We start from the raw sequence: 26,250 nt of genomic DNA, 5'->3' as shown, positions 1-26,250 counted from the left end.
TTTAAAGCAAAGCGTTTGCTTTACGAACGTACGCCGCCGTTGTTCTTAATGCAAAGATTTCGCGTTAGTATGGGCTCATGAGCCCGGTCACAGGTCCACGCCCCGGTGGGCGCAGCGCCCGCATCCAGCAAGCGGTGCATGCGTCCACGCGCAAGCTGCTCGCCGAGCGCGAGCGAGCGGACATCACCGTCCCGATGATCGCGGCCGACGCCGGCGTCACCCCGTCCACCATCTACCGGCGCTGGGGCGACATCACCGAGGTATTCGCCGACGTGGCGATCGAGAGGCTGCGGCCCGAGACGCCCCCGCGGGAGACCGGCAGTGTGCGCGGTGACCTCGTGGCGTGGGCTCAGGAGTACCTGGAGGAGATGTCCTCGCCGGTGGGCCGGGCCGCGCTACGCGACATCGTGATGAGTGGTGACATGGGCCGCCCCGACAACGGCACCAACCAGTACAAGTGCGCGGCATTCTGCCGGAGTCAGATCAACGCCATTCTGGTACGGGACGCACAGTTTTCAGGGGCGCCGGGTGCCGTCGAGGGCGTGATCGACCACGTCGTCGCGCCGATCGTCTATCGCATACTGTTCGATCAGGATCCGCTCGCGGAGGACCGCATCGAGGCACTCGTCGATTCCGCCCTCGATGCGGTTGTTCACGCCTGACGCGCGCCTTTCCTGGAGACGTCAGTCCCGCAGCTGCTTCTCGAGCGCCTCGAGCACGGCGACATCCTCGATGGTGGAGGGCACGGTATAGGGCTCGTGGTCGGCGATCTGACGCATCGTCTTACGCAGTATCTTGCCCGAGCGCGTCTTCGGCAGGGCTCCCACGACGGTGACGTCCCGGAAGGTTGCGACCGCGCCGATCTGCTCGCGCACCATCGCAACCAATTCGGCGCGCAACGTTTCCGGGTCGATGTCGACACCGGCCTTGAGGACCACGTAGCCGCTGGGCCGCTGTCCCTTCAGCTCGTCGCGGATCCCGACCACCGCGCACTCGGCCACGGCCGGATGTCCCGCGACCACGGCTTCCATGCTGCCGGTCGACAGCCGATGGCCGGCCACGTTGATGACGTCGTCGCTGCGGCCGAGGACGAACACGTACCCGTCCTCGTCGATGTACCCGGAGTCGCCGGTGAGGTAGTAGCCGTCGAAGGTGGCGAGGTACGACTTCACGAACCGGTCCGGGTCGCGCCACAGCCCGGTGAGGGTTCCCGGCGGGAGGGGAAGTCCGATCACGATATTGCCTTCGGTGCCTGCCGGAACGACGTGACCCTCACCGTCGACCACCTCGACGCGATAACCCGGCACGGGCACGGTGGGGGAGCCGGCTTTGACGGGCATGGGTTCGAGCCCACGCAGATTGGCGCAGATGGCCCAGCCCGTTTCCGTCTGCCACCAGTGGTCGACCACCGGGAGGTCGAGAACCCGGGTGGCCCACGTATAGGTGTCGGGGTCGAGGCGCTCGCCGGCGGCGAACAGCGTCTTCAACGACGAGATATCGTATTTGGCAATCTCTTTCGCTTCGGGGTCGGCCTTGCGGACTGCCCGGATCGCGGTCGGGGCCGTGAACAGTGCGGCTACCCCGTGGTCGGAGATCACCCGCCAGAACGCCCCGGCGTCGGGGGTGCCCACCGGTTTGCCCTCGTAGAGCACCGAGGTGGCACCGGCCAGCAAGGGGCCGTAGACGATGTACGAGTGACCGACCACCCAGCCCACGTCGGAGGCGGTCCACCACACATCACCCGGGCCGATGTCGTAGACGTTGGCCATCGACCAGGTCAGGGCCACCGCATGCCCGCCGTTGTCCCGGACCACGCCCTTCGGCTTGCCCGTGGTTCCGGACGTGTAGAGGATGTACAGCGGATCCGTGGCAGCGACGGGAACCGGCTGAGCGGGGGAGGCGTCGGCGGCGAGGGCGTCCCAGTCGAACCAGGAGGCTCCGTTGTTGCGGTAGTCGGCGGCCGATCCCGGTACCTGCTCGCGATTCTTGACGATCACCGTATGCGGTGGAGTGCTCGACAATTCGAGCGCCTTCGCCACCATCGGCAGGTATTCGACGGTGCGCCCCGGCTCGAGACCGCCCGATGCCGTGACCAGCACCACCGGTCCGGCGTCGTCGATCCGTGTCGCCAGCTCCTTGGCGGCGAAACCTCCGAACACCACCGAGTGGACGGCGCCGATGCGGGCGCAGGCGAGCATCGCGACGGCGGCCTCGGGAATCATCGGCATGTAGACGATCACCCGGTCGCCGGCCACCACACCCTGCCCGGCGAGGACGCCGGCGAACCGTGACACTTCGTCGAGCAGCTGTGCGTACGTGTATGTGCGGGAAGCCTCGGGTGCCATTGCCGAGTCGTAGATCAGGGCGTCCTGGTCACCTCGCCCGTCCCGCACGTGCCGGTCGAGAGCGTTGAAGCAGGTGTTCAGCCGCGCGTCCGGGAACCAGCGATACATCGGGGCGGACGAATCGTCGAGGGCGCGCGTCGGTTCTTCGACCCACTCGACTGCCGTTGCGGCCGCCAGCCAGAACTCCTCGGGACGTTCGACGCTCTCGCGGTAGACGTCTGCGTACGTACGTCCGGCGCTCGCTGTCGGGGAGCTCATTGATGTTCGTCCTCTCGCCGTTCACCTGTGACCTGAAACACCCTATGCGATGGCGGGTGGACGTCGATGGACGGCGCGGCGCGGGGTCAATCCATACCGCGCCAACCCACGACATCGGGGTCGTCGTCGGCTGGAGGTTCCGGATCCCGCCATTCTTCCGCGCGCGTGGGTGTGTTGCCGCGGATCATTCCTTCTGTCTCGTGCTTCATTTCGTCGTCCTGCCGAGGTCCGTGTTTGGCGCTCGCGCGTTCCATGTGCTCGTCCTTCCTCTCGGTCGGCGCCGGGTACCCGACGGGGCGAGAGGCAAAACGGGAGACCCGCCGGATCCGGCGCTAGATGCCGAGCGAGGACGCGATCATCGGCCAGGAGTTGTGCAGGTCGTCCTGCCAGTAGCCCCACGAGTGGGTGCCGGTGGGATGGAAGTCGAACGTGGCAGGGATTCCCAGTGAGTTCAGCCGGTCGGCCAGCCGGTAGGTGCACTGGTTGGTCCCCGCTTCGATGATTCCGCCCACGATCACCTGGTTGGCGAGGACGCCGACATCCCCGTTGACGTCCGGACCGTTCAGCGTGTCGTGGTGACCGGGCAGTCCGGAACCGTTGCTGATGTAGAGGTCGATGCCCCGCAACTTTTCGGCGTTGACGACGGGGTCGTTGGCCACCCAGTCCGGATCGCCCGGGGGTCCCCACATGTTCTCGACGTCTCCGCCGCGGGCGCTGACCACGAAGGTAACGTAATCTCGGCCAGGCTGGGTGCTCGTCTCGGCACACCCGCTGTAGGAGCCGACCGCCCGATACACCGAGGGGGCGGACTGCGCGAGACTCAGCACCGAAGTGCCCGACATCGACAGTCCCGCAATGGCATTCTCACCGGTCGTTCCCAGTGTGGCGTCGACGATCGGGGGAAGTTCCTCAGTGAGGAAGGTGGTCCATTTGTTGACGCCGAGAGTGGGATCGGGCTTCTGCCAGTCGGTGTAATAACTGAACGCGCCGCCGACGGGGGTGACGACATTGACGTTCTTGTCGGCGAAGAAGCTGACCACGTCAGTCTTGGCCTTCCAGGTTGCCGAGTCCTGCCCGCCACCGGCACCGTTGAGTAGGTACAAGGTAGGGCGGGGCACGCTGGTGTCTGCGGGACGAATCACCTCGAGGAGAATCACTTTCTCCATCGCCGCCGAGTAGACGTACATGTTCAGTTGACGGCCGTCGATCTCCTCGATGCGGTCGAGAACAGATCCGTCCGCCGAGGCCGGCTTGTCGGTGGGAAGAGTTCGCCACTCGTCGGCCGACGCCACGGCCACCTGACCGAACAGACTCGACGAGGCGACGACGGCGACAATCAGGAGTGCCCGACAGTGTCCGATCGCGCTCATGGCCGCTCCTCGTGCTCGACTGCAGTGCCCGACTACCGTTGGATCCTGATTCCCTCTCACGGTAACGGGGAAACATTCCTCTCGGCGGCCGAAACGGAAGACCCGATGTTCGCCGGCAACGGAAAGCTAGCCGTTCGGCAGGCCGAGGTTCCGGTAGCGGGCCAGCCGCGCCGCGAATCGCTCGGCGTCGGGCGCAGCGGTGAGCGTGCGCAGTTCACGGGAAATGGCCTCGCCGACCCGCTTCGAGAAGTCGACGGGTTCGTCGGCGGCGTCGGGTCGCTCGGGAATGATCGAGTCGATGACGCCGTCGCGCAGCAGGTCGAGGGAACGGATGCCCTGTGCGGCCGCCATCTCCGGGGCGTGCGTGGTGTCGCGGTGGACGATGGCACTGGCACCTTCCGGAGGCAGCGGCGCCAGCCAGCCGTTCTGTGCGGCGAGGACACGGTCCGCGGGAAGGAACGCCAGCGCCCCGCCGCCGGTGCCCTGCCCCAGCAGAACCGAGACGGTCGGAGTCTTCAGCGTCACCAGATCGGAGATGCAGCGCGCAATTTCCGGGGCCAGTCCGCGTTCCTCCGCCTCCTTCGACAGCGCCGCGCCGAGGGTGTCGATGACGAGGACCAGGGGTATCTGCAACTCCTCCGCGAGACGCATGCCCCGACGAGCCTCGCGCAGGGCGGCCGGTCCCATGGTGTTGAGCGCCGACTGTCCGGCGCGGTCCTGACCCAGGAGAACGCAGGGGGCACCGCGGAACCGCGCCAGCGACAACAACACGGTGCCCTCGGTTTCCCCCTGCCCCGTTCCGCTGAGCGGTACCTGCTCCGTGGCCGCGTGCCGGAGGAGGTGACGGATACCGGGACGGTCGGCGCGCCGCGAGAGCATCACCGATTGCCAGGCAGGGACGTCGGGAATCTCGACGTCCGGGACCTCGACGGTGACCGTCGGTGTGGCAGGAGGGTCGATCAGCACGCGCAGGGCGCGATGTACCAGGAGCCGTAGCCGACTGGCGGGGACCACGCCGTCGATGACGCCGTTGCGGTACAGGTTTTCCGACGTCTGCACGCCGTCGGGGAACTTCTCGCCGTAGAGCGCCGCGTAGACGCGGGGACCGAGGAACCCGACCAGCGCACCGGGTTCGGCCACGGTGATGTGCCCGAGTGAACCCCAGGACGCGAAAACTCCGCCGGTGGTGGGATTGCGCAAATACACCAGATACGGCAGGTGCGCCGCCTTGTGGGTCGCCACGGCCGCGGCGATCTTGACCATCTGCACGAAGGCCACGGTGCCCTCCTGCATCCGCGTGCCCCCGGACGTGGGGGAGGCGAGCAGGGGCAGCCCCTCGCGGGTGGCCCGCTCGATGGCGCTGACGATGCGTTCGGCCGCCGCCACCCCGATCGAACCCGCGAGGAACGCGAACTCGCAGGCGATCACCGCTACCCGGCGACCACGAACCGTGCCGACTCCGGTGAGCACCGATTCGTCGACGCCCGACTTCTCGGTGGCCTTCATCAGGTCCGTTCCGTACTTGTCGTCGGGCCGCACGTCCACCGGGGTGGTGTCCCAGGAGACGTAACTGCCCTGATCCAACACCAATTCGAGGACGTCGTGGGCGGAGATCTTGGCGGCCATGGCCCTGAGAGTAGCGGTACGTCCGCACGGAGCGATGCCTGCTACGGCGGGTGACGGCAGTCCATTCGGGGGGAACAGCGCAAACAGCGCCGACACACCGTCGCCGGTGTCTAGAGTCGAAGACGTCGATGCAGGTTGGGCATGAGAACGACACCTTCCCCCGAGGGGAGCAGTCCCATGGATCTCCACACTGTCACGGACGTCGTTCGACGACCATCCGACAGGCCGGAGGAGGCGTGGCGTGACGGCGACGCCTGGCTGGCCGGGGGCACGTGGTTGTTCTCCGTCCCGCAGCCCGACGTCCGCCGCCTCGTCGACATCACCACTCTCGGCTGGGATGCGCTGGTGGCTGGTGACGCCGGCTTGGAGATCGGGGCCACGTGCACGATCCGGGAGCTGTATGCGCTGGAGCCGCCGGGCGACTGGCTCGCCGGCTCGTTGCTGGCCACGAGTTGCGAGGCGTTTCTGGCGTCGTTCAAGGTATGGAATTCGGCGACAGTCGGCGGCAACATCTGCATGTCACTGCCTGCCGGCCCGATGATCACGCTGACCGTCGCGCTGGAGGCGACCTACACGCTCTGGAATGCCGACGGATCCGAACGCACCGTCGATGCCGCCGACTTCGTGACGGGAGATCACCGGAACATCCTCGCGCCGGGTGACATCCTGCGGCGCATCGACATTCCGGTGAGTGCCTTGCGTAAGCGTCACACCCACCGTCGTTTCACCCTCACACAGTTGGGTCGTTCCACGATCTTCCTGATCGCCACGCAGTCGCCCGGAACCGACGACATGCTACTCACCCTCACTGCGGGCACCACCCGTCCGGTTCGCCTGTCGTTCGACTCCATGCCCGATGCCGACGCGCTGCGCCGCAGCATCGACGACCTACCCGCAGACGTGTGGTTCGACGATCCGAACGGCACTCCCGACCACCGCCGTCACCTGGCGAAACACTTCGCCGAAGAGATTCGCAGTGAACTGGCACCGGGAGAACTGTCATGACGTACACCGTGAACGGCAAGACGTTCGACGAACAACCCGAGCCGGGCCAGTGCCTGCGCACCTTCGTGCGCGCACTGGGCCATCACGGTGTGAAGAAGGGGTGCGACGCGGGCGACTGCGGAGCGTGCACGGTATGGCTCGACGGCGTCCCTGTGCACAGCTGCATCACCCCTGCATTCCGGGCCGACGGCCACGAGGTGACCACCATCGAGGGGCTGGGCTCACCCGAAAACCTGCACCCGGTGCAGCGCTGCTTCCGCGATGCGCCGGGCTTCCAGTGCGGTTTCTGCACTGCCGGCATGATCATGACCTCGGCGACGTTCACGGAGGCGCAGAAGGCGGATCTGCCTCGCGCGCTGAAAGGTAACCTCTGCCGTTGCACCGGGTACCGGGCGATCGAAGACGCGATCAACGGTGTCACCGAGATCGAGGAAGCGTTGCCGGGCAAGGCAGTCGGCACCAGTGTGGGGGCGCCCGCAGCCACCGACGTGGTGACGGGCCGCGCCGAGTTCACCATGGACACCGAGATCGAGGGCATGCTGCAGCTGAAGGTGCTGCACTCCCCGCACGCCCATGCGCGCATCGTCTCCATCGACAAGACCGCGGCGCTCGCCGTTCCCGGGGTGCTGCGGGTGTACACGTGGCAGGACGTGCCCCGGAAGAGGTTCACGACGGCAATTCACACCGATCACCTCGTCGACCCCGACGACACCTACATTCTCGACGACACCGTGCGGTTCGCCGGGCAGCGGGTGGTCGCGGTACTCGCCGACACCGTCGCCGCCGCCGAGGAGGGATGCCGGAAGGTGGTGGTCGAGTACGACGAGCTGCCTGCGGTGTTCGACCCGGAGGAAGCGATGGCGGACGGGGCGCCTCGGCTGCACGGCTCGGACGACCCCTTCGTACGGGACCCCGACCACAACATCCTCCTCGAACTCCACGGGAACATCGGTGACCTCGAGGCGGGGCTGGCCGAGGCCGACGTGATCCACGAGGGCACGTACTTCTCCCCGCGCGTACAGCACGCGCATCTCGAGACGCACGGGTCGATCGCATGGATGGCGGACGGCCGGCTGCACGTGCGCACCAGCTCGCAGTCGCCGTCCATCGCCAAGGTCAAGCTGGCCCATCTCTTCGACCTGCGTCCCGATCAGCTGCGTGTGTTCTGCAAGCGTGTCGGCGGCGGTTTCGGTGGCAAGCAGGAGGTGATCACCGAGGATCTGGTGGCGCTCGCCGCCCTCGACACCGGGCGTCCGGTCTGCTTCGAGTACACCCGGGAGGAGGAGTTCACGACGGCATCGCCGCGGCACCCGATGACGTTGACGATCACCTTGGGAGCGCGGGCCGACGGAACGCTCACCGCGTTCGGGGTGCGCAACGTGTCGAACACGGGCGCGTACGGCAATCACGGGGGCGAGACCCTGTTCGCGGCCGGAGCCGCCATCTCGATGTACCGGTGCCGCAACAAGAAGTTCGACGCGTACTCCGTCTACACGAACACGGTGCCGAGTGGTGCGCTGCGCGGGTACGGCATGACTCAGCCGGCGTTCGCGGTGGAGTCCGCGATGCACGAACTCGCGATCGCCCTCGACATCGATCCGCTGGAACTGCGCAGACGCAACATCGTGCGCCCCGGGGATTCTCTCGTGGCTATCGACGACCGACCGGACGACGTCGCATTCACCGAGGACGGCCTCGGCCAGTGCATCGACCTCGTCGACGCTGCCCTCTCGCGCAGTGCGGACGGGAAGGCGCTCGGTGACCACTGGCTGATCGGCACGGGTACCGCCAGTTCGGTGCACGAGACCGCCCCGCCCACGGAGCACATCTCGGAGGCGTGGCTGACCCTCGGCGACGACTGTGTCTACGAATTGGCAATCGGCACGGTCGAATTCGGGGAGGGAACGTCCACCGCGCACGTGCAGATCGCCGCCAACCAGCTCGGCACCACACCTGCGCGGGTGCGGCTCGTGCAGTCCGACACCGACCGAACCGGTTTCGACACAGGAGCGTTCGCGAGTGCGGGCCTGTTCGTCGCCGGCAACGCCGTGCTGCGGGCATCCGACGCCCTGCGCGACCGCATCCTGGCCTTCGCGGCCGCACACACCCGAGCCGGTCTGTCCGAGTGCTCGATGGACGACGACGGCGTCGTCTGTGGTGGCGTCCGCGTTTCGCTCGGCGAACTCCTCGATGCGGCACACCGACGCGGCATCCGCTTCACCGCGGCGCGCAAGGCGTATGGCTCGCCGCGCAGCGTGGTGTCGAATACCCAGGGCTTCCGTATCGCCGTTCACCGGATCACGGGCGAGGTCCGCATCCTCTACAGCGTTCATGCCACCGACGCCGGCGTCGTCATCAACCCGGCCCAGGTGCGCGGCCAGATCGAGGGCGGCGTGGCCCAGGGCATCGGGTTCGCGCTGACCGAGAACTACCACGTCGACCACACCGGCACGATGATCAACCCGAGCCTGCGGAACTACCGCATCCCCACGTACGCCGACGTCCCGCGCACGGAGGTGTTGCTGGTCGACTCGACGGATTCTGTCGGCCCGATGCGGTCCAAAGGCATGGCGGAGTGCTGTATCAACCCGGTGGCGCCCGCTTTGGCCAATGCCCTGCACAACGCGACCGGTGTGCGCTACCGGGAGTTGCCACTGACACCCGAGCGCATCTACCGACGGCTCGGGGAGTCGACGAGCGTTGTGACGGCGCAGGGGTAGGGCGGAGGCGATGCGCGCGGAACGGATCGACAGCGGCGCCGCGACGGTGATCATCGGCCAGAAGGTCCGCGCCGGTTGCGAGCAGGCCTTCGAGACGTGGCAGGAGGACATGAATGCCGCCGCCTCGGATTACGCAGGGTTCCTGGGCGCCGAGATCACCGCACCGACCGACGTGCAACCCGACTGGGTGGTGGTCTACCGCTTCGATTCCATCGCTCACGTGCAGGCCTGGATCAACAGCGCCACCCGGCAGGAGCACCTCGACGCGGGGCAGCGGTACGTCGACGGTCCCGCCACCCAGCAGGTCCTCGGCGGGGACACCCGACCCCCCGACCCGCTCGTCACCGTCGTCGTGTCACATCGCGTCGCGCCCGGCAACGTCCCCGCCTTCCTCGAATGGCAGGAGCGACTGCGCCTGGAAGAGAGCAGGTTCCAGGGCTTCCGGGGCAGCGAACTCTTCCGTCCCGTCGAGGGCGTGCAGGACGAGTGGACCGCGCTGTACCGCTACGACACCGCGGCGCACCTCGACACCTGGCTCACATCGAAGAAGCGGCAGGAGCTGCTGGCGGAGGGCGAAGAGTTCTCCGATTTCGAGTTACGCACCGTCGACAACTCCTTCGGCAGTTGGTTCGCGTTCGACGAGAACGGCAAGGAGGCCCCGCCGCCGTCGGAGACCAAAACCTCCATCGCTGTCTGGGTCGGCCTGTATCCCACCGTCGTGCTGCTCACACTTGCGCTGTCGCCGTTGCGGATGCCGCTGTGGCTCGGAATGCTCGTCGGCAATCTGTTGTCCAGCTTCACCATGAGTTTCTTGACGATGCCCCACTACGTGAACCCGCTCCTGGGGCGGTGGCTGCGGCCCCCGGCGGGTGCGTCGAAGGTGAAGACCAACGTCAGAGGGATCGCGCTCGTCGCAGCCGCCAATGTGTTCTGGGTGCTCGTCTTCTTTCTGGTGACCACCCAGTTCTGGACGCTGCCCTGACAGCAGCGCCCCCGACACCGTCAACGGAAGGATCGATGATGACCGCGAAAACCGTGCGAGGTACGAGCCTGACCGCCCTTGCCATGGCATCGGCACTGCTCCTGGGAGGTTGTGGCTCGGACAGCGCTGACGACTCCGGTTCGCAGACCAGTGCCACGGCAGCCGCCACCACGACGGATTCGGCAACCACGACTGGCGCCGGCACCTCGCCCAGCGGGACGGCGGCCTCGACGGCGGTGGGCAAGCAACAGGCCGAACAGATCGCTCTGGCGACGGTACCCGGAGGCACGGTCGTCTCGTCCGAAGAGGTGAAGCGGGACGGTAAGACCGTCTGGCACGTGCATATTCGCGATGGCAGGGGTTGGGACTACGACGTGAACGTCGATGCTGCCAACGGCACAGTCGTATCCGAGGACCAGGACCAGGACCGGGACAACGACGACACTGCGACGACACCCACCGTGCCGGCCGCACCACAGGCGGTCACCCAGCAGCAGGCGGAGCAGACGGCTCTGGCGACGGTGCCCGGGGGCACGGTGGCGTCGTCCGAGGAACAGCAGCGGGACGGTAAAACGGTGTGGCACGTGCATATTCGCGACGGCAGGGGCTGGGACTACGACGTGAACGTCGATGCCGCCACCGGCGTGGTGGTACCCGACAACTGACGGACGATCTACCGCCCACCGAGCGGCACCGGTCCGCTCGGGGCGGGTAGGGGAGGCAGAGCGCCCAGTGGGGACGGCGCCAGGGTGCCGGCCTGCGGGTCGGCCCTGCCGAGCCCGAACTTGCGGACCTCGGCGCCGCCCGGTCCGGCACCACTGACGAGGAGATCTGCGCCCGTGGTGGTGCTCGTGGTGGCCACCTGCACGCCGCTGCCCGGGAACGGCACGAAGTCGGCGATCTGCGTGAAGGTGACGGGCCCCGAATGATGGTTGGGGCTCTCGAGATACATCGCAGGTTCGCCGTCGAGTCGTGAACCGCTCGACCAGACGCGAACCGTGCCGTCGCCGCCGAGCATGCCGGTGACGATGCTCTGCGCGCCGCCCTCGGCGCCCGCAACCCACCCGGTCGACAGGGAGACGCCACCGGTATAGCCCTCGTCGAAGGCCAGGAAGTCCGAGGTGGTCACAGGTCCGGCAGCGTGGCTGGCATGCTCGTCCGCCGATCCGTTCGCCTCGGCCGTTGCGGTCGGGGTGTACAGGTCGTAGCGAAATGTCTTGACGCGGGGTGCTTCACCCGGACCGGGCGCGGTGACGATGCTGTCGCGGCCCGAGACGGCGTCGACCATGCCGGTGGCAACTGTGACACCCGACGTCGATCCTGGGTACGGCGTGAAGCGCCCGAACAACCCGGGGGCCGTGCCCTTCTCGCCGGGAAGGCCGAAAATCTTCACCTCCGACTCGATTCCGGGACCGGAGCCGACGATGATGTTGTCGGCCAGGGCGTTGCCGTCGATGTCCGCGCCTGCGACGGTGACACCACCGCGGAATTCCGAATCGAAGGGCGCGAAACGGGTGAGCTCGGAGAGGAACCCGTCTGCTCCGTCGTAGGACACCACCTCGGGTGCCACCCCCGCACCCGTGCCGGCCACGAGGTCGAGCACCATGTCGCCGTCGACGTCGGCCATGGCGACGGTCGGCGTTCCCTCGAACGAGGGAAAGGGCGTGGCGGTCGAGACGAGCCTGTCACCGTTGCCGTCGTAGACCTGCACGGTCGCCGCCCTGCCCGGTGATCCGGGTACCGCGACCGCGTACGTCGACACCTCGGGGATCACGTTGACGGTGGCCATCAGTCCGTTGTCCTCGTGGTTGAGGCGATGGCAGTGGATGACGAAGGTGCCGATGTACTCGGTGAACTTCGTGCGCAGCGTCACCGAGGCCGGTACGAGCGGATTCTCGTTCGCGTCGGTCACCGGGGCCGGCACGTTGACGTTGTCCTCACCCCACATCTGCACCCCTGTCCTCGTTCCGGCGACCGGGTCCACGATCTCGGTGACCTGAAAGTCGTTGACGTGGATGTGCATCGGGTGTTCGTCGTTGTTGAGATTGGTGATCAGCCACTCCTCGACGGAGTTCAGCCGCGGCTGAATCAAGGGAATGTTGGGGAAGGTGTTGTCGTCGAACTCGTAGGTGAATGCCTTGGGGTCGCTGTTGCTGGCTTTCTCGTTGCCGAAACCGCCCGAGACGGTGAGGGTGCGTTTCACGTCGGGCGTCATCGCCGACGTGTCGACGAAAGACGTGTAGGCGTCGAGTTTCTGCCCGGGTTCGAACGGTGTGGTCCGTCCCTGGCCGTCGTCCGGGGTGGCCTGGATGAGCTTCTGCGTGGGAAAGGTGAAGAACCCGTCGGCGTAGCTGATGACCGACGGATCGACGGTGACGGTGCCCAGAACGGCGGGCGGGTTCTCGGTGCCGTCGTTCGTGTACAGCACACCGGGATTGCTGACCGGCTGTGCCTTCTCCAAGGGCGGCATGTCCAGCACCAGGTCGCCGGTCTGCGGCATCGTCACGGCAATCGCGTACCGCGACGCCGGCGGGATGACGAGCCGGGTCCCGTCACCGCCGACGGGCCTCTCGACCTGAGGGAAGGGATTACCGTCCTGGCCGACTACCGCAAATTTCGGGTGATTGCCCGTCGCCGTCTCGGTGAGGCGCAGCGGCATGTAGGCGAAGTCGCTGATGTTCGCGAGCACCCAGATTTCGGTCTGTCCCGGTTTCAGCTTCAGTTCCGGCTGGAACTGGCCGTTCACCGTGTACTGCACATCGCGCTGATTGTCCGGCAGGGACGGATCCGCGGGGATGTTCGCCTCGTCGCTGCTGAAACTCTGCAGGTTGCCGGGAACGAACTGGTTCTGTCCCCGGTGGTTGGCGGGCGACAGCGGTCCGGCGTACCAGTTGGTGAAGTACTGAGCGCCCTCCGACGTCTCCGAGAAGTTCACCGGGGCCAGGGTCGGCGAGTAGGTGCCGTCGGCAAGCTGGTCGCCTTCGGGAGGCGTCAGCGTGCTCACATACTGCGGCCAGTTCGGGTCGTTCAGCTGATGCCCGCCGCCCTTGCGGTCGAACACGAAGTTGTACTGCAACGCCATGTCCCGGATCGGGATGTCGTTCTCGGTCACCAGCGGCAGGTTGCCGTCGGGACGCCCGATTTCGAGGAGTCCCGCGAGCCCGAGATATGTCTGCTGCGCCGTGACCGTGTGGCGGTGGCTGTGATACCAGTACAGGCCGTTCGGCATGTCCTTAGGCACCGCGTAGTCGTAGACGTTGCCTTTGCCCGCCGGGATGTCGAGTAGGACGTTGTCGGCGTTGCCGTCCGGACTGACATGGAGTCCGTGGGTGTGGAGATTGAGCGGCGACGACGTCAGAGGCGGCGGGTAGATCGGTACGTCCCCACCTGCGGGTGTGAAGGCGGGGTCGTAGAAATCTTCGATCGTCAGGTTCTGCAGGTCGTTGTCGTAATGGATGATCAGACGCTCACCCGGATCGACCCGCAGTGTCGGGGCCGGGTAGACGCCGTCGGCCTCCGCCGAACCGTCGGAGGCCGTCCCTCGGAGAACCTCGTACCCGAAGAGCAGAAAATTCGATACCGGCGCCGAGGCGGTGTCGAGGTCGACGGTGCCCTGGCGGGCCGAGAGCCGCACTTCGAGGACCCCGCCGTCGCTCATCAGCTTCACCGGCTCCTGGTATGCGACCGGTGTGCCGTCCGGCCCAGAATTGCCACCGCCCACGGTGGTCGTCTCGGATGCGCAGCCGGTGAACATCAGAGTGAGCGACGTGACCATCGTGACAGCGACCAGGACGACCGGCCTTCTGCGACGGACGACCATGACGTTCCCCGTTCCACGACCGCACGTGAGCAGCGCCGATCGACATATCGAACGCTACACGGCACGCACGGCCGCAATCAGGGGATTCGCGCCTTCACCCACTCGCGGCCCAGCGCCACTTTCCACGGCAGGGCCTCAGCCCCTGTCGCAGTCGCGTAGGTACTCCGCCAGCGGAGCGTGCCGTTGTATCCGCGACACTGCGATCCGGCGCGCCACCACCCACATCAACGCGGAGATGACGACGGCGAGGACGACGCACAGCGCGAAAGCGGCGGTGTCGATCCGGGTAGGCGGATCCGCGGGTCGCACTGAGCGCCACAGCGCGACTGGGGCGACGGCAACCGCCACCGACAACGCCGGGAACACGCCGTAGGGAAGTACCAGTAGGATCAACCACCGGACGACGACGGTGCGCCACCGGGCCCGTTGCTCCCACCGCCACCGCAGGGACCGCTGATGGTAGGGGAAGAACACCCCGACCAGACTCGACCCGGCCAGCGGACCGAACGGACACAACGCCACAGCGACGACCACCACGGCAGTGAACATCCAGTCCCGCTCCACGAAACCGACAACGATCGCGATGGTCGCGCAGAGCGGCGCGATCAGCATCCACAAAGCCACCGCCTTGGCGCCGAGAATCCTGCGCAGCGCGGCGCGGTCGTCGAGCGAAGCGAGAACTTTCTCCCGGTCCGGTGCCAGCACGTTGGTCGCGGTGACATCGGCGTACATCCAGCCGGCCAAGGCCAAGGCGAAACCCGACGGCCCGGTCCACTCGAACAACCAGTTCCGCGGCAGCAGGGACCAGGCCCCGATCATCAGGACGGCGTTGAACGCGACGGTCGCAAGGGTGTCTGCGGGGTTGCTCCAGATTCTGATCCACTCCGCGTGAAGAGCGGCCACGACGTTCAGGGTAGAGCGCACGCCATCGGACGTAGGTCTGTTTCCCGTGCGTCGAGCGGTGGACGAAACCAACCGCAGTGAAGCGGAGTTCGGAGTACCGGGTACCGGCGCTCGAATATGGTTCTATTGATCTCGCACGTAGCCTGGTTTTCGTCGCGATGCCAAGAGCACCCTTTCGAAAACGGACCGAACTGACGCGGGAGAACAAGCATGAGCGCCGATAAACAGTCGACCATCATCTACACGCTGACCGACGAGGCGCCGTTGCTCGCGACCTACGCCTTCCTGCCGATCGTGCGCACCTTTGCCGAGGCCGCGGGCATCGAGGTCGAGTCCAGCGACATCTCGGTTCCGGCGCGCATCCTGGCCGAGTTTCCCGAGTGTCTGACCGAAGAGCAGCGTGTCCCGGACAACCTCGCCGAGCTGGGTCGTCTGACACAACTGCCCGAGACCAACATCATCAAGCTGCCCAACATCAGCGCGTCTGTGCCGCAGCTCCTGGCCGCCATCAAGGAGCTCCAGGGCAAGGGCTACCAGATTCCGGACTTCCCGGACCCCCCGAAGACCGACGAGGAACGTGAGATCCGGCAGCGCTACGGCAGGATCCTCGGCAGCGCGGTCAACCCGGTCCTGCGTGAAGGGAATTCCGATCGCCGCGCACCCAAGGCGGTGAAGGAGTACGTCCGCAAGCACCCGCACAGCATGGGTGAGTGGTCGATGGCCTCGCGGAGCCACGTCGCGCACATGCGGCACGGCGACTTTTATCACGGCGAGAAGTCGATGACGCTCGACCGGCCGCGCACGGTCAAGATGGAGCTGGTGACCAAGGGCGGCGAGACGATCGTTCTCAAGCCCGGGGTGGAACTGGGTGAGGGCGACATCATCGACAGCATGTTCATGAGCAAGAAGGCCTTGCTCGATTTCTACGAGGAGCAGATGGAGGATGCGCGCAAGACCGGCGTGATGTTCTCCCTCCACGTCAAAGCGACGATGATGAAGGTCTCGCACCCCATCGTCTTCGGTCACGCGGTGAAGACGTTCTACAAGGACGCCTTCGCCAAGCATCAGAAGCTGTTCGACGAACTGGGCGTCAACGTCAACAACGGCCTCGCCGACCTCTACGACAAGATCGAGAAGCTGCCCAGCACGCAGCGCGAGGAAATCAGTCGGGATCTGCACGATTGCCATGAGCACCGTCCCGAGTTGGCCATGGTCGACTCCGCCCGCGGCATCTCGAACTTCCATTCGCCGAGCGACGTGATCGTGGACGCCTCGATGCCCGCGATGATCCGCTCGGGTGGCAAGATGTACGGCGCCGACGGACGGCCCAAGGACGTCAAGGCAGTGATGCCGGAGTCCACGTTCGCGCGCATCTACCAGGAGATCATCAACTTCTGTAAGACCAACGGCGCGTTCGACCCGACGACGATGGGCACCGTCCCCAACGTCGGGCTCATGGCGCAGAAGGCCGAGGAGTACGGCTCGCACGACAAGACTTTCGAGATTCCGGAGGAGGGTGACGCCAATTTCGTCGATGTCGACACCGGTGAGGTGCTGCTCACCCAGCACGTCGAGGCGGGCGACATCTGGCGCATGTGCACCGTCAAGGACGCGCCTATCCGCGACTGGGTCAAGCTTGCGGTCACCCGGGCACGCAACTCCGGCATGCCGGTCCTGTTCTGGCTCGACCCGTACCGCCCGCACGAGAACGAGCTGATCAAGAAGGTCGAGCTGTACCTGCAGGATCATGACACCGAGGGCCTCGACATCCAGATCATGTCGCAGGTGCGCTCGATGCGGTACACGCTGGAGCGGCTCATCCGCGGGATGGACACCATCGCCGCGACCGGCAACATCCTGCGCGACTATCTCACCGACCTCTTCCCGATCCTGGAACTCGGCACGAGCGCCAAGATGCTGTCGATCGTGCCGCTGATGGCCGGCGGCGGCTTGTACGAGACGGGCGCCGGCGGGTCGGCGCCCAAGCACGTCAAGCAGTTGGTGGAGGAGAACCACCTGCGCTGGGATTCGCTCGGGGAGTTTCTTGCCTTGGCCGTCAGCCTGGAGGACCTCGGGATCAAGACCGGCAACGATCGGGCCAAGATCCTGGCCACGACGCTCGACGCAGCCACCGGCCGGCTCCTGGACACGAACAAGAGCCCGTCGCGCAAGACCGGCGAGCTCGACAACCGGGGCAGCCAGTTCTACCTCGCGATGTATTGGGCGCAGGAACTCGCCGCGCAGACCGAGGACGAGGAACTGGCACAGCACTTCGCCCCGCTTGCCGAGGCGCTGGCCGAAAACGAGGACACCATCGTGCGGGAACTCATCGAGGTTCAGGGCGAAGCGGTCGACATCGGCGGCTACTACAAGCCGGACAGCGACAAGACGGTCGCCGTGATGCGGCCGAGCAAGACCCTGAACACCACGCTGGCGGGCGTCCAACGCTGAGCCCGAACGCCCGGGCGGTCTTTCGGTTCAGGTCCGCTCTGCCACCGGTGGTGTGACCGCCAGGTCGTCGAGCAGCCCCAAGAATGCCCGGGCTCTGGGGAGGTCAGCGGTGACCGCCGCGACAGTGGGCCAGTCGACCTGCTCGCGTAGTGCGCGGGCCACCGGCAGCATCGGCACGAAGTTCCACCGATGAGCATCGAGATGACGAAGTTTGTCGATCATCAGATCTGTTGCGCTGAGGACCGGTGCCCAGATCTGCCCGATTCGCATCGTCTCGGCCGGTTCGAGGAGTCCGTGTCCGGTCCCGGTGGTACGGGACGGATACAGCAGGGTGATCCGGTGATCACCGTCGACCAGCAGGCGTGACCCGAGCCGGGGGGAAACGAGGGGCCGCATCCCGCCCGTCGCCAGCGCAGCCCTTGCCCCGGCCAGGTGGGTGTCCGAGGCGATGATGGTCACCGGGTGCTCGGCCGGCGGTCCGCCGCGGGCGTACACCGCGCAGTCCCCGCCCACCGCGAACGGCACTTCGGCGGCCGAGAGCAGGGACACCACCCGCTCCAGCGTTCGCATCAGCTGGGCTTCGCGGTTCGCAACCTTTCGAACGGTGGGGTGTTCCTTCGCCCACGGCACACGATGGCGCGACAGGTGTTCTGTGGTCATGACCCTGGATACCCGGCGCTCCGGACCTCAACCGTGCGACGGGTGTTCCCGGGAGATGCGCGACACTAGCGTCCCAGTGCCTCTTTCCACGACACGACCTTGCCGATACGCAGGATCGAGCGCTGGTAGATCTTGGCGGCCAGCACACTCAGCGCGGCAGTAACGGCGAGCATCAGTGCCACGGTTGCCACGACCTGCGTGGGTGATGCCACGCCGGCCGCGATCCGCAACGGCATCAGGATCGCGGAGAACGGCGGGATCCAGCTGAGTACGTTGCTCACTGTGCCGTCGGGGTCGCTCACCGAGGAGAACGCGCTGAAGAACATGATGACGATCAAGACCATCAGCGGTGACGCCGTGGCGTTGACGTCTTCCTGCCGGGACACCATGGAGCCTGCAGCGGCGTAGAGCACGGCGAAGAACGCGAAACCGAGGACGAACCAGCCGAGTGTGCCCACCAGGACCCCGAGTGCGGTACCGGTCACGGTGAGGGTGCCGGTGGCGAGGCCTGCGCCCACGCCGGCCACCCCGTACGCGGCCAGTTGCAGCAGACCGACGGCGCCGATACCGATGACCTTGCCCCACAACAACTGCAATGGCCGCAGGGTCGACAGCAGCAGTTCCACCACGCGGCTCGACTTCTCCTCGACGACGCCCATCGCGACGTACATCCCGAACATCATGATCTGCATGTAGAGCAGCACCACCACGGCAACCGACAATGCCACCCGCTGACCCTTCTCCGGGTCGGGCGGGTCCAGGGCGTCGACCGTCACCACGGCCTTGCCGGCTTCCTCCGCCAGTTGAGCGGGATCGACACCCTGCGCCGACAGTGCTTCGGCCTGTGCTCGTTGCATCACGGCGCCGTCGATCACGGCACGTAGGCCGGAGCCGATCTCCGATTCGGTGACCGCAGTGGCAGAGCCGTCGGCGCCCGGGATGAGGACCACGTCCAGATCACCGTTCTCGACGCGTTCGCGCCCGGCCTGTTCGCTGTCGATCGCCGACACCTCCACGGGGGTGCCCACAGCGTCCCCGGTCGCGACGAGAACCGGTGCGAGGGCCTGGTCGCCGACGACGCCGATCTTCGCCCGGTCGTCGCCGCCGCCCGAAAACAGCGAGTAGGCGACGATACCGCCGACGATCGCGAGGAGAATGATCACGTTGCTGATGACGAAACTCTTCTTGCCGACCTGTGTCAGAAACTCGCGGCGGGCTACCAAGCCGATGGCACGGACAGGACTCAGTGGGGCGCTCATGCCGTCACGACCTCTCGGAACATTTCGGTGAGGGACGGCCGGTGCAACGAGAATTCGTGCACCGGGCCGGTTTTCAACGCAGTGTGCAGTATCAGCTGATCGTCCACATGTGGTTCGAGCGACAGCAGGGTCCGGCCGTCGACGTGGCTGATCGTGGTCACGCCGTCGAGGTGGTGTGCCCACCCGACGGGAGCTTCCGGTGCATAGACGTCGAGTTGGACGTTGCCGGCGCCGCGTAATTCCTCGACGGTCCCGACCGCACGCATCTTCCCGGACGCGATGATGCCCACCCGGTGGCACAGGCGCTGAACCAGTTCGAGCTGATGGCTCGAAAAGATCACCGGCACACCGGTTCTCGATTTCTCCAGCAACACCTCGCTCATGACGTCCACGGCGACGGGATCTAGCCCGGAGAACGGCTCGTCGAGCACCAGGACCGCCGGATCGTGGACCAGCGCTGCCGCGAGCTGGACTCGTTGCTGATTACCCAGCGAGAGTGCATCCACGGTGTCACCGGTGCGGTCCGAGATGCCGAGGCGTTCGGTCCACCGGCCTACCGACTCGCGGGCGGCCGCGCGCGTGAGACCGTGCAGCTCCGCGAGATACGCGAGTTGCGCACCCACTTTCATCTTCGGGTACAGCCCGCGCTCCTCGGGCATGTAGCCGATGGTCCGTCGCACCTCGAGGTCCACGGGCTTGTTCCCGAGCCGCACCTCACCCGAGTCGGCGGACAGAACGCCGAGGGCGATACGCATCGTGGTGGTCTTTCCGGCGCCGTTGCTGCCGACGAATCCGAAGATCTCGCCGGGCCGCACGTCGAACGAGAGGTCGTCGAGTGCGACGACGTCACCGTACCGTTTGGAGATGCCGTCGATCGTGAGGGTGTGAGACATGGGTCCTTCCCATTTCGGAGGGCGAGAAGTTGTCATGGCGTCAGGTCTTCCGGTTCCGGATCGGGTTGTGTCCAGCCCAGAATCATGGCCGGGGTGCATCCGCCGACCATCAGCGCGGTGACCACGAGGAGACCTGCGGCGTACGGCACGTTGCTGTGATCGCCGTCCTGCGCGCCGACGAAGATCAGGTACAACCCGGGAACGAGCGTCAGCAGCTGGGTCACCGTGAGTCCGATCGACCGGGCGCTGTTCCGCTGCTGGATCTCCCACTCGTCGAGTGCATCACGGGGTGCGTCACCCTGCCGTCCGGAGACTATCTGCAACGTCGTCCACAGTGGGAAGAAGAAGAGGCAGGCGGGAAGCCACAGCAGTGGTCCCACCACCATGTCGAAGTGGCACACGATCCCCACTGCGACCATGAACACGAATGTGAGCGCAAGGAGCACGACGAGTAGCCGCCGGCGGCGCTGTGTCCGCCACCCCGGCAGCCACGTCCGATAACGTGCTTCGTTCTGCAAAAACCTTCGGGTGCGGAAACCCTGGTACCGCTCCAGCAGAGTCGTGTCAGGCAGAGTCGTGTCAGGCATCGGAACTCCTCTCGCTTCCTGTTTCGCGCGCCGGACGGGTGTTGCGGTACAACTCGGTGGACAGCGGACCGAATTCGGTCCGGGAGAAGATCGCCTCCACGGGTAGCTCGAACACCCACGCGATGCGGAAGGCGAGGTCCAGGCTGGGGTAGTGGTCGCCCCGTTCCAGCGCGCCGACGGTTTGCGGATTGACGTCGATGAGGCCCGCCAGCTGTGCCCGGCTCATCCCTCGCTCGGCGCGAAGAACTCCGATGCGGTTGTAGATGGGAAGAGACTCCCCCCGGCGAACTGGACTCACACAAAGAAGTGTTGTGAAAACCCAACGATTTGTCAATTGGGGGCAACGATCCGCGCGCCGAAGTCGACTTCGGTTGACCACGGGCAATTGAGTGGCAGAGTGGAGGCGATTCGCGCCGGACGGCAGGAAAGGCCAGGATTACTGACGTGACGTATACCATCGCCGAGCCCTGTGTCGACGTTCTGGACAAGGCATGCATCGAAGAGTGCCCGGTCGACTGCATCTACGAGGGTGGTCGGATGCTCTACATCCACCCCGACGAATGCGTCGACTGCGGCGCCTGTGAGCCCGTGTGCCCCGTCGAAGCCATCTTCTACGAGGACGATGTCCCCGATCAGTGGGTGGAATACACGAAGGCGAACGCCGACTTCTTCGACGACCTGGGGTCGCCGGGAGGTGCGGCAAAACTGGGCAAGGTCGACTACGACCCGCCGTTCGTCAAGGCCCTGCCGCCCATGGCCGAAGGCGACTGACCTACTCCTCGAACAGCCGGCCCGCATCCATCCGCCACCGGCGGGTGCTGCGGGTCGTCTCCAGCATCCGACGGTCGTGGGTGACGAGCAGCAGGGTGCCGTCGAAATTCTCCATCGCCTGCTCGAGTTGCTCGATCGCCGGAAGGTCGAGGTGGTTGGTCGGCTCGTCGAGCACCAGAAGATTGACTCCGCGGGCCTGCAACAACGCGAGCGCCGCCCGGGTGCGCTCGCCGGGGGACAGCGACGACGCGGAACGCAATACGTGGTGCCCCTTCAATCCGAATTTCGCGAGCAGTGTTCGCACGTCGGCGTCCGCCCAGTCCGGGACCTGGGCGGCGAAGGCGTCGGACACCTTCTCCGCGCCTTCGAACAGGCCGCGCGCCTGGTCGATCTCGCCGATCGCCACACCCGAGCCCAGCGACGCGCTACCCGCATCCGGAACGAGCTTGCCCAGCAGTACCTTCAGCAGCGTCGTCTTGCCCGAACCGTTGGCGCCGGTGATGAGGATGCGATCACCCCAGTCGACCTGGGTGGTCACGGGCCCGAATTCGAAGTCGCCGACGCCCTGGGTGATCGTTGCACCGTTCGCCGTCGCGACCACGGACCCGCTGCGCGGGGCAGCAGCGATCTCCATGCGCAGTTCCCACTCCTTGCGGGGTTCCTCGACCACGTCGAGTCGCTCGATTCGGCGCTGGGTCTGACGGGCCTTCGCGGCCTGCTTCTCGGTCGACTCGGTACGCAGGCCCTTTCCGATCTTGTCGTTGTCCTTCGCTTTCCGCCGCGCGTTGCGGACGCCGTGCTCCATCCAATTGCGCTGCATCTGCGCGCGGTCTTCCAGCTCCGAACGGGTGCCGGCGTACTCTTCGTAGGCCTCGCGGGCATGCTTTCTGGCGATCTCGCGCTCCGCGAGATACGACTCGTAGCCGCCGTCGTACACGGCGATCTGCTGCTGAACCAGGTCGAGTTCGACGATGCCGGTCACCGTGCGTGCAAGGAACTCACGATCGTGGCTGACCACCACCATCGCTGCCCTGCTGTCCGCGACGAAACGCTCGAGCTGTTCGAGCCCGAGAAGATCGAGGTCGTTGGTCGGCTCGTCCAGCAGAAGGACGTCGTAGCGGGACAGCAGCAGCGACGCCAGCCCTGCCCGCGCGGCCTGCCCGCCCGACAGGGCCGTCATCGGGGCGGTCAGCGGCACCCCTAGTCCCAGCTCGGCGACCACCTTCTCGGCACGTTCGGCGAGATCGGCGCCGCCCAGCGCCAGCCACCGTTCGAGAGCGGGGGAGTAGAGATCCTCCTCCGACTCGCCCAGGGTTTCGGCTGCGACGTTCATCGCGTCCTCGGCCACGGTGACACCGGTGCGCCGTCCCAGGAAATCGAGAACCGTCTCACCCGGCACACGCTCCGGTTCCTGAGCGAGGTAGCCGACCGCGGCGTCGGGTGGGCTGAGGATGATGCTGCCCTCGACGTCGGCCGATCCGACCCCGGCCAGAGCGGTGAGGAGGGTGGATTTGCCTGCGCCGTTGGCGCCGACCAAGCCGGTGACGTCGCCGGGGGCGACAGTCAGGTCGAGGCCGGAGAACAGTGTCCGCTCACCCCGCGAAGCCGACAATCCGCTGATGCGCAGTGTTGCAGTCACCTGGGCATTATCCCCCGTGCGCACTTGTGCACCGCGGGCGGTGGACAAGTGCGCACAGGGGTCAGCGCTTGACGAGGCGGAACCAGCGGGGGTCGGCCTTCTTCAGCGGCCCGGGCATGCCCGTGGTGTCGGCGTCCACGTCGGAAGTCAGCTTCCACGCCTCGAAGGTGCGCTCGACGTTGGAACGGGAGGCTCCGCGGGGGAGGGGCCCCCGGTGACCCGGGCCGAACGCGAACATCAGGAGAGTGGCTCCCGGTTCGGTGACGGTGGTGACGTTTTCTGCGTACGCGATGCGGTCGGCGTCGCTCATGCCGTGGTAGCACCCGACGTCGAGGACAAGGTGGTAGCCGCGGCCGACGGTGTGCTCGAGATCGGTGGCGTCCGCACGGAGAAACCGCGCGTCGACGCCCGCCTTTCGCGCTTTGGAGCGTGCCTTGTCCAGCGCCAGCTGGACGGTGTCGATTCCGGTCACGTCCCAGCCTCGCCTGGCCATTTCGATGGCATGGTCGCCCGTCCCGCAGCCGACGTCGAGGACTTTGCCCGGTGGGGTGTCACACGGGTCGAGCAGTCCTTCGATCTGATCGCCGAAGATTCGGCCCGCTTTTACCCAGGGTGTGATCTTGAACCGATAGGCCAGTTCGTACCCGAGGCCCATGCTCGCCCCTTCCGATGGGTGCGTCCCCACCTGAACACACCACTGGCGACCGATTACCCGCTCGCCACCGGACGACACGCAACGTCCACATCCTGAGACAGCGGAACATCCTCGCCGGGTGTCCGGTTGGATTCACCTATGGGTTTCAACACTGCACAGAGTCCTGTACCTGTACCTACGGTCACGCTGAGCGACGGGAACAGCATTCCTGCGCTGGGCTTCGGTGTCTGGCAGGTACCCGACGACGAGAGCTACGGCGCGGTCACCGAGGCGCTGAAGGCGGGATACCGCAGCATCGACACGGCGCGCATCTACGAGAACGAGGCCGGGGTGGGCCGTGCGCTGGCCGACTCGGGCATTGCTCGGGACGAACTGTTCGTGACCACCAAGCTGTGGAACGACGATCAGGGCTACGACTCCACGCTCCGCGCTTTCGACGCGAGCCTGGGCCGGCTGGGCCTCGACTTTGTGGACCTCTACCTCATCCACTGGCCGGTGCCGTCGGCTGATCGATACGTCGAGACCTTCAAGGCTTTCCAGAAGATCAAGGCCGAAGGGCGCGCCCGTTCGATCGGCGTCTCCAACTTCACCCCGGCCACCCTCGAGCGCCTGATCGCCGAAACCGGTGAGGTGCCGGTTCTCAACCAGGTGGAACTTCACCCTCGATTCAACCAAGCCGAGTTGCGGGCTTTCCACACCGGAAAGGGAATCGCGACCGAAGCGTGGAGCCCCCTCGGGCAGGGAACCATCCTCGAGGACGAGTCGATCACCACCATCGCGGCGGCACACGGTAAGTCGACAGCGCAGGTGATTCTCCGCTGGCATATTCAGATCGGGAACGTGGTGATCCCGAAGTCGGTGACCCCCGAGCGCATCGCCGCCAACATCGACGTTTTCGACTTCGAATTGACCCCCGACGAGATCAACACCATCGGCTCTCTCAGCCGCCCGGACGGCCGTCTCGGCGGCGACCCGGACACGTTCGCCGGCTAGACCAGCCGAAAATCCTCGAAGTCGAAACCCGGGGCGACGACGCAACTGACGAGAGTCGGTTCGTCGCCCGCCGGAGTGGCGCGCTGCCAGTGTCGGGGCGGGACCAGTAGCTGTGGCTGCTGGCCCGCCGCGACGTCGGGTCCGAGAATGTGCGCTGCCGGGGCATCGGGTTCGCCGCCGTCACCACCCAGATCGAGGAGCAGTGGGCTGCCCCGGTGGTAGAACCAGATTTCGGCACTGCGCACCGTGTGCCACGCCGACTGCTGACCAGGCAGCAGGAGGAACAGGATCGCGGTGCCTGCCGACCGCGGTCCCGGATAGTCGGCGGGCAGACTTTCGGCGGGGACGGTGATGTCGCTGCGCCACGTCTCGCGATACCACCCACCCTCCGGATGAGGAGTGAGATCGAGCGCGCGCGCCCAGTCCGGAAGATCTGTCATGAACCCATTGTGTTCTGCCGATGGCGCTCGGGATCATACGGCTCGAAAAACGACTCGCCGACCACGAACATGCCGCGCTGTGGCAACCAGAAGTCTCCCAGTCTCGCTTGATGATCGAGCGGTCCAGGCGGCCCGATGTCGACGCCGTCGACCATGGCACGGCTGTCGTCGACGGTCCACAGCATCCGTGGATTGGCGCGGAACCATTGGCCGTTCGACACCGTCCCGGTGAGGCCGACCTTTCCGGCGCGCAGCACTGGTCCCGCCGCCTTCGACATCGCGGACAGCACCTTCTCGCTCCGCCACCAGGCCGCAGGCATGAGACGGCCGATCCCGGTCATCGCCGCGGTGGCAACCGAGCGTCCGAGTTCGAGTTCCCACACGATCTTGTGCCGAATCTCCACGGTGAAAGCGCGCGGACCGGTCCACTGGACTGAAATGTCCTCCACCCGTGCGTCTTCGAGTTCCGAACCGAAGTAGCGCGCGCAACTCGAGCTGGGTGGGACGCTGCTGTAGATCACCCAGTTCCCGGCCGGGTCGCGATGCCACACCGAGTCGTACCCTTCCCCGACCGAGCTCGCCGGGAAGTGCCGGAACGCGAGGTAGTGCCCGCTGGCGAACGGCAGGCCCATCACCCCGTACCCCGCGAAACGCTCCTCGTTCAGACCGGCGGGAAGCGGCGTGTCGCGTTGGGCGATCGATCGTGGGCTGTCCGTCATCACGGCCTCCTCGGCTGTGCCCTGTCCGTTCATCATACTTTCGCTGTCGGGTACCCGAGGGTGGGTGAACGCCATCCCTCGGGTGCGTTGAATGGATGGACGGTAACCCCCAGAGTCGTAGGTGTTCGGAAGCCGGGAGCTCCAATTCCGGTAC

General features: G+C 66.2%; 23 protein-coding genes. 8 read left to right on the top strand and 15 right to left on the bottom strand.

Features of this window, described 5'->3' with window-relative positions:
• Positions 1-77: 77 nt before the first annotated feature.
• Positions 78-662 carry a TetR/AcrR family transcriptional regulator gene (locus tag R4P95_RS03475; protein WP_213573356.1) on the top strand — a complete coding sequence of 195 codons (585 nt, stop codon included), beginning with the start codon at positions 78-80 and terminating at the stop codon, positions 660-662.
• A gap of 21 nt (positions 663-683) precedes the next feature.
• On the opposite strand, the gene R4P95_RS03470 is transcribed toward R4P95_RS03475, so the two are convergent.
• The 4 genes from R4P95_RS03470 to R4P95_RS03455 form a co-directional block, all read right to left on the bottom strand.
• Positions 684-2,603 carry a propionyl-CoA synthetase gene (locus R4P95_RS03470; protein WP_317743593.1) on the bottom strand — a complete coding sequence of 640 codons (1,920 nt, stop codon included), beginning with the start codon at positions 2,601-2,603 and terminating at the stop codon, positions 684-686.
• An 86-nt stretch (positions 2,604-2,689) separates the two neighbouring features.
• A complete protein-coding gene (locus R4P95_RS03465; protein WP_317743592.1) occupies positions 2,690-2,857 on the bottom strand; it encodes a hypothetical protein in 168 nt (55 codons plus the stop codon).
• 78 nt (positions 2,858-2,935) lie between these two features.
• A complete protein-coding gene (locus R4P95_RS03460; protein WP_317743591.1) occupies positions 2,936-3,973 on the bottom strand; it encodes an alpha/beta hydrolase family protein in 1,038 nt (345 codons plus the stop codon).
• A gap of 126 nt (positions 3,974-4,099) precedes the next feature.
• Positions 4,100-5,599, bottom strand: a complete 1,500-nt coding sequence (locus tag R4P95_RS03455) for an acetyl-coenzyme A carboxylase carboxyl transferase subunits beta/alpha (protein WP_213573352.1) — start codon at positions 5,597-5,599, stop codon at positions 4,100-4,102.
• 177 nt (positions 5,600-5,776) lie between these two features.
• Between R4P95_RS03455 and R4P95_RS03450 the strand changes: the two genes are divergently transcribed.
• From R4P95_RS03450 to R4P95_RS03435, 4 genes are read left to right on the top strand one after another with little or no spacing between them, the layout of a single operon-like run.
• Positions 5,777-6,604, top strand: coding sequence for an FAD binding domain-containing protein (locus R4P95_RS03450; protein WP_317743590.1), 828 nt, complete (start codon positions 5,777-5,779; stop codon positions 6,602-6,604).
• Complete coding sequence (locus R4P95_RS03445; RefSeq protein WP_317743589.1) at positions 6,601-9,324, top strand: molybdopterin-dependent oxidoreductase; 2,724 nt, start codon at positions 6,601-6,603, stop codon at positions 9,322-9,324. Before R4P95_RS03450 ends, R4P95_RS03445 begins: the two co-directional genes overlap by 4 nt.
• 10 nt (positions 9,325-9,334) lie before the next feature.
• Entirely contained in the window at positions 9,335-10,306 is a 972-nt protein-coding gene (locus R4P95_RS03440) for an antibiotic biosynthesis monooxygenase (protein ID WP_213573349.1), read from the top strand.
• A gap of 35 nt (positions 10,307-10,341) precedes the next feature.
• The gene (locus R4P95_RS03435) at positions 10,342-10,971 is read left to right on the top strand and encodes a PepSY domain-containing protein (protein WP_249353982.1); all 630 of its coding nucleotides are present in this window, start codon (positions 10,342-10,344) and stop codon (positions 10,969-10,971) included.
• Positions 10,972-10,979: 8 nt separating this feature from the next.
• Here the strand turns inward: R4P95_RS03435 and R4P95_RS03430 are convergent, their stop codons facing one another.
• Entirely contained in the window at positions 10,980-14,126 is a 3,147-nt protein-coding gene (locus R4P95_RS03430) for a multicopper oxidase family protein (RefSeq protein ID WP_317743588.1), read from the bottom strand.
• A gap of 135 nt (positions 14,127-14,261) precedes the next feature.
• Complete coding sequence (locus R4P95_RS03425; protein ID WP_317743587.1) at positions 14,262-15,029, bottom strand: hypothetical protein; 768 nt, start codon at positions 15,027-15,029, stop codon at positions 14,262-14,264.
• A 210-nt stretch (positions 15,030-15,239) separates the two neighbouring features.
• Between R4P95_RS03425 and R4P95_RS03420 the strand changes: the two genes are divergently transcribed.
• A complete protein-coding gene (locus tag R4P95_RS03420; RefSeq protein ID WP_317743586.1) occupies positions 15,240-17,480 on the top strand; it encodes an NADP-dependent isocitrate dehydrogenase in 2,241 nt (746 codons plus the stop codon).
• A gap of 27 nt (positions 17,481-17,507) precedes the next feature.
• Here the strand turns inward: R4P95_RS03420 and R4P95_RS03415 are convergent, their stop codons facing one another.
• From R4P95_RS03415 to R4P95_RS03395, 5 genes are all read right to left on the bottom strand, one after another.
• Positions 17,508-18,140 (bottom strand): hypothetical protein, encoded by a 633-nt coding sequence (locus R4P95_RS03415; RefSeq protein ID WP_317743585.1) that lies wholly within the window; start codon positions 18,138-18,140, stop codon positions 17,508-17,510.
• A gap of 65 nt (positions 18,141-18,205) precedes the next feature.
• Positions 18,206-19,399, bottom strand: coding sequence for an ABC transporter permease (locus tag R4P95_RS03410; RefSeq protein ID WP_213573345.1), 1,194 nt, complete (start codon positions 19,397-19,399; stop codon positions 18,206-18,208).
• Positions 19,396-20,292, bottom strand: a complete 897-nt coding sequence (locus R4P95_RS03405) for an ATP-binding cassette domain-containing protein (RefSeq protein ID WP_317743584.1) — start codon at positions 20,290-20,292, stop codon at positions 19,396-19,398. The genes R4P95_RS03410 and R4P95_RS03405 overlap by 4 nt, the downstream gene beginning before the upstream one ends.
• 32 nt (positions 20,293-20,324) lie before the next feature.
• Positions 20,325-20,864, bottom strand: coding sequence for a hypothetical protein (locus tag R4P95_RS03400; protein ID WP_213578259.1), 540 nt, complete (start codon positions 20,862-20,864; stop codon positions 20,325-20,327).
• A gap of 7 nt (positions 20,865-20,871) precedes the next feature.
• On the bottom strand, positions 20,872-21,177 hold the full coding sequence (locus R4P95_RS03395) for a helix-turn-helix transcriptional regulator (RefSeq protein ID WP_109327481.1): 306 nt from the start codon (positions 21,175-21,177) through the stop codon (positions 20,872-20,874).
• Between the two features lie 146 nt (positions 21,178-21,323).
• Between R4P95_RS03395 and fdxA the strand changes: the two genes are divergently transcribed.
• Positions 21,324-21,650, top strand: a complete 327-nt coding sequence (gene fdxA / locus R4P95_RS03390) for a ferredoxin (RefSeq protein WP_005244047.1) — start codon at positions 21,324-21,326, stop codon at positions 21,648-21,650.
• A gap of 1 nt (position 21,651) precedes the next feature.
• On the opposite strand, the gene R4P95_RS03385 is transcribed toward fdxA, so the two are convergent.
• Both R4P95_RS03385 and R4P95_RS03380 read right to left on the bottom strand, forming a co-directional pair.
• Positions 21,652-23,289 (bottom strand): ABC-F family ATP-binding cassette domain-containing protein, encoded by a 1,638-nt coding sequence (locus tag R4P95_RS03385; RefSeq protein ID WP_213573343.1) that lies wholly within the window; start codon positions 23,287-23,289, stop codon positions 21,652-21,654.
• A 61-nt stretch (positions 23,290-23,350) separates the two neighbouring features.
• Positions 23,351-23,944 carry a class I SAM-dependent methyltransferase gene (locus tag R4P95_RS03380; RefSeq protein WP_109327485.1) on the bottom strand — a complete coding sequence of 198 codons (594 nt, stop codon included), beginning with the start codon at positions 23,942-23,944 and terminating at the stop codon, positions 23,351-23,353.
• Positions 23,945-24,082: 138 nt separating this feature from the next.
• Between R4P95_RS03380 and R4P95_RS03375 the strand changes: the two genes are divergently transcribed.
• Positions 24,083-24,937 carry an aldo/keto reductase gene (locus R4P95_RS03375; RefSeq protein WP_213573342.1) on the top strand — a complete coding sequence of 285 codons (855 nt, stop codon included), beginning with the start codon at positions 24,083-24,085 and terminating at the stop codon, positions 24,935-24,937.
• Here the strand turns inward: R4P95_RS03375 and R4P95_RS03370 are convergent.
• Entirely contained in the window at positions 24,934-25,377 is a 444-nt protein-coding gene (locus tag R4P95_RS03370) for a cupin domain-containing protein (RefSeq protein WP_213573341.1), read from the bottom strand. The two genes, R4P95_RS03375 and R4P95_RS03370, sit on opposite strands and share 4 nt — an antisense overlap.
• Positions 25,374-26,096, bottom strand: a complete 723-nt coding sequence (locus R4P95_RS03365; RefSeq protein WP_213573340.1) for a hypothetical protein — start codon at positions 26,094-26,096, stop codon at positions 25,374-25,376. Before R4P95_RS03365 ends, R4P95_RS03370 begins: the two co-directional genes overlap by 4 nt.
• Positions 26,097-26,250: the final 154 nt, after the last annotated feature.

This window comes from Rhodococcus sp. IEGM 27 (assembly GCF_033142305.1).
In the GTDB taxonomy this organism is placed as follows: Bacteria; Actinomycetota; Actinomycetes; order Mycobacteriales; family Mycobacteriaceae; genus Rhodococcus_F; species Rhodococcus_F oxybenzonivorans.
The sequence above is the reverse complement of the archived record's forward strand: the minus strand, read 5'-3'. Positions and strand labels throughout refer to the sequence as shown.

Excerpts from the sequence above, each read along its gene's own strand:
- R4P95_RS03430 (WP_317743588.1), bottom strand. The coding sequence starts at position 14,126 with ATGGTCGTCCGTCGCAGAAGGCCGGTCGTCCTGGTCGCTGTCACGATG.
- R4P95_RS03455 (WP_213573352.1), bottom strand. The coding sequence starts at position 5,599 with ATGGCCGCCAAGATCTCCGCCCACGACGTCCTCGAATTGGTGTTGGAT.
- R4P95_RS03375 (WP_213573342.1), top strand. The coding sequence starts at position 24,083 with ATGGGTTTCAACACTGCACAGAGTCCTGTACCTGTACCTACGGTCACG.
- R4P95_RS03460 (WP_317743591.1), bottom strand. The coding sequence starts at position 3,973 with ATGAGCGCGATCGGACACTGTCGGGCACTCCTGATTGTCGCCGTCGTC.
- R4P95_RS03440 (WP_213573349.1), top strand. The coding sequence starts at position 9,335 with ATGCGCGCGGAACGGATCGACAGCGGCGCCGCGACGGTGATCATCGGC.
- R4P95_RS03380 (WP_109327485.1), bottom strand. The coding sequence starts at position 23,944 with ATGGGCCTCGGGTACGAACTGGCCTATCGGTTCAAGATCACACCCTGG.
- R4P95_RS03410 (WP_213573345.1), bottom strand. The coding sequence starts at position 19,399 with ATGAGCGCCCCACTGAGTCCTGTCCGTGCCATCGGCTTGGTAGCCCGC.
- R4P95_RS03370 (WP_213573341.1), bottom strand. The coding sequence starts at position 25,377 with ATGACAGATCTTCCGGACTGGGCGCGCGCGCTCGATCTCACTCCTCAT.
- R4P95_RS03465 (WP_317743592.1), bottom strand. The coding sequence starts at position 2,857 with ATGGAACGCGCGAGCGCCAAACACGGACCTCGGCAGGACGACGAAATG.
- R4P95_RS03405 (WP_317743584.1), bottom strand. The coding sequence starts at position 20,292 with ATGTCTCACACCCTCACGATCGACGGCATCTCCAAACGGTACGGTGAC.
- R4P95_RS03445 (WP_317743589.1), top strand. The coding sequence starts at position 6,601 with ATGACGTACACCGTGAACGGCAAGACGTTCGACGAACAACCCGAGCCG.
- R4P95_RS03470 (WP_317743593.1), bottom strand. The coding sequence starts at position 2,603 with ATGAGCTCCCCGACAGCGAGCGCCGGACGTACGTACGCAGACGTCTAC.
- R4P95_RS03415 (WP_317743585.1), bottom strand. The coding sequence starts at position 18,140 with ATGACCACAGAACACCTGTCGCGCCATCGTGTGCCGTGGGCGAAGGAA.
- R4P95_RS03365 (WP_213573340.1), bottom strand. The coding sequence starts at position 26,096 with ATGACGGACAGCCCACGATCGATCGCCCAACGCGACACGCCGCTTCCC.
- R4P95_RS03435 (WP_249353982.1), top strand. The coding sequence starts at position 10,342 with ATGATGACCGCGAAAACCGTGCGAGGTACGAGCCTGACCGCCCTTGCC.
- R4P95_RS03475 (WP_213573356.1), top strand. The coding sequence starts at position 78 with ATGAGCCCGGTCACAGGTCCACGCCCCGGTGGGCGCAGCGCCCGCATC.
- R4P95_RS03450 (WP_317743590.1), top strand. The coding sequence starts at position 5,777 with ATGGATCTCCACACTGTCACGGACGTCGTTCGACGACCATCCGACAGG.
- R4P95_RS03420 (WP_317743586.1), top strand. The coding sequence starts at position 15,240 with ATGAGCGCCGATAAACAGTCGACCATCATCTACACGCTGACCGACGAG.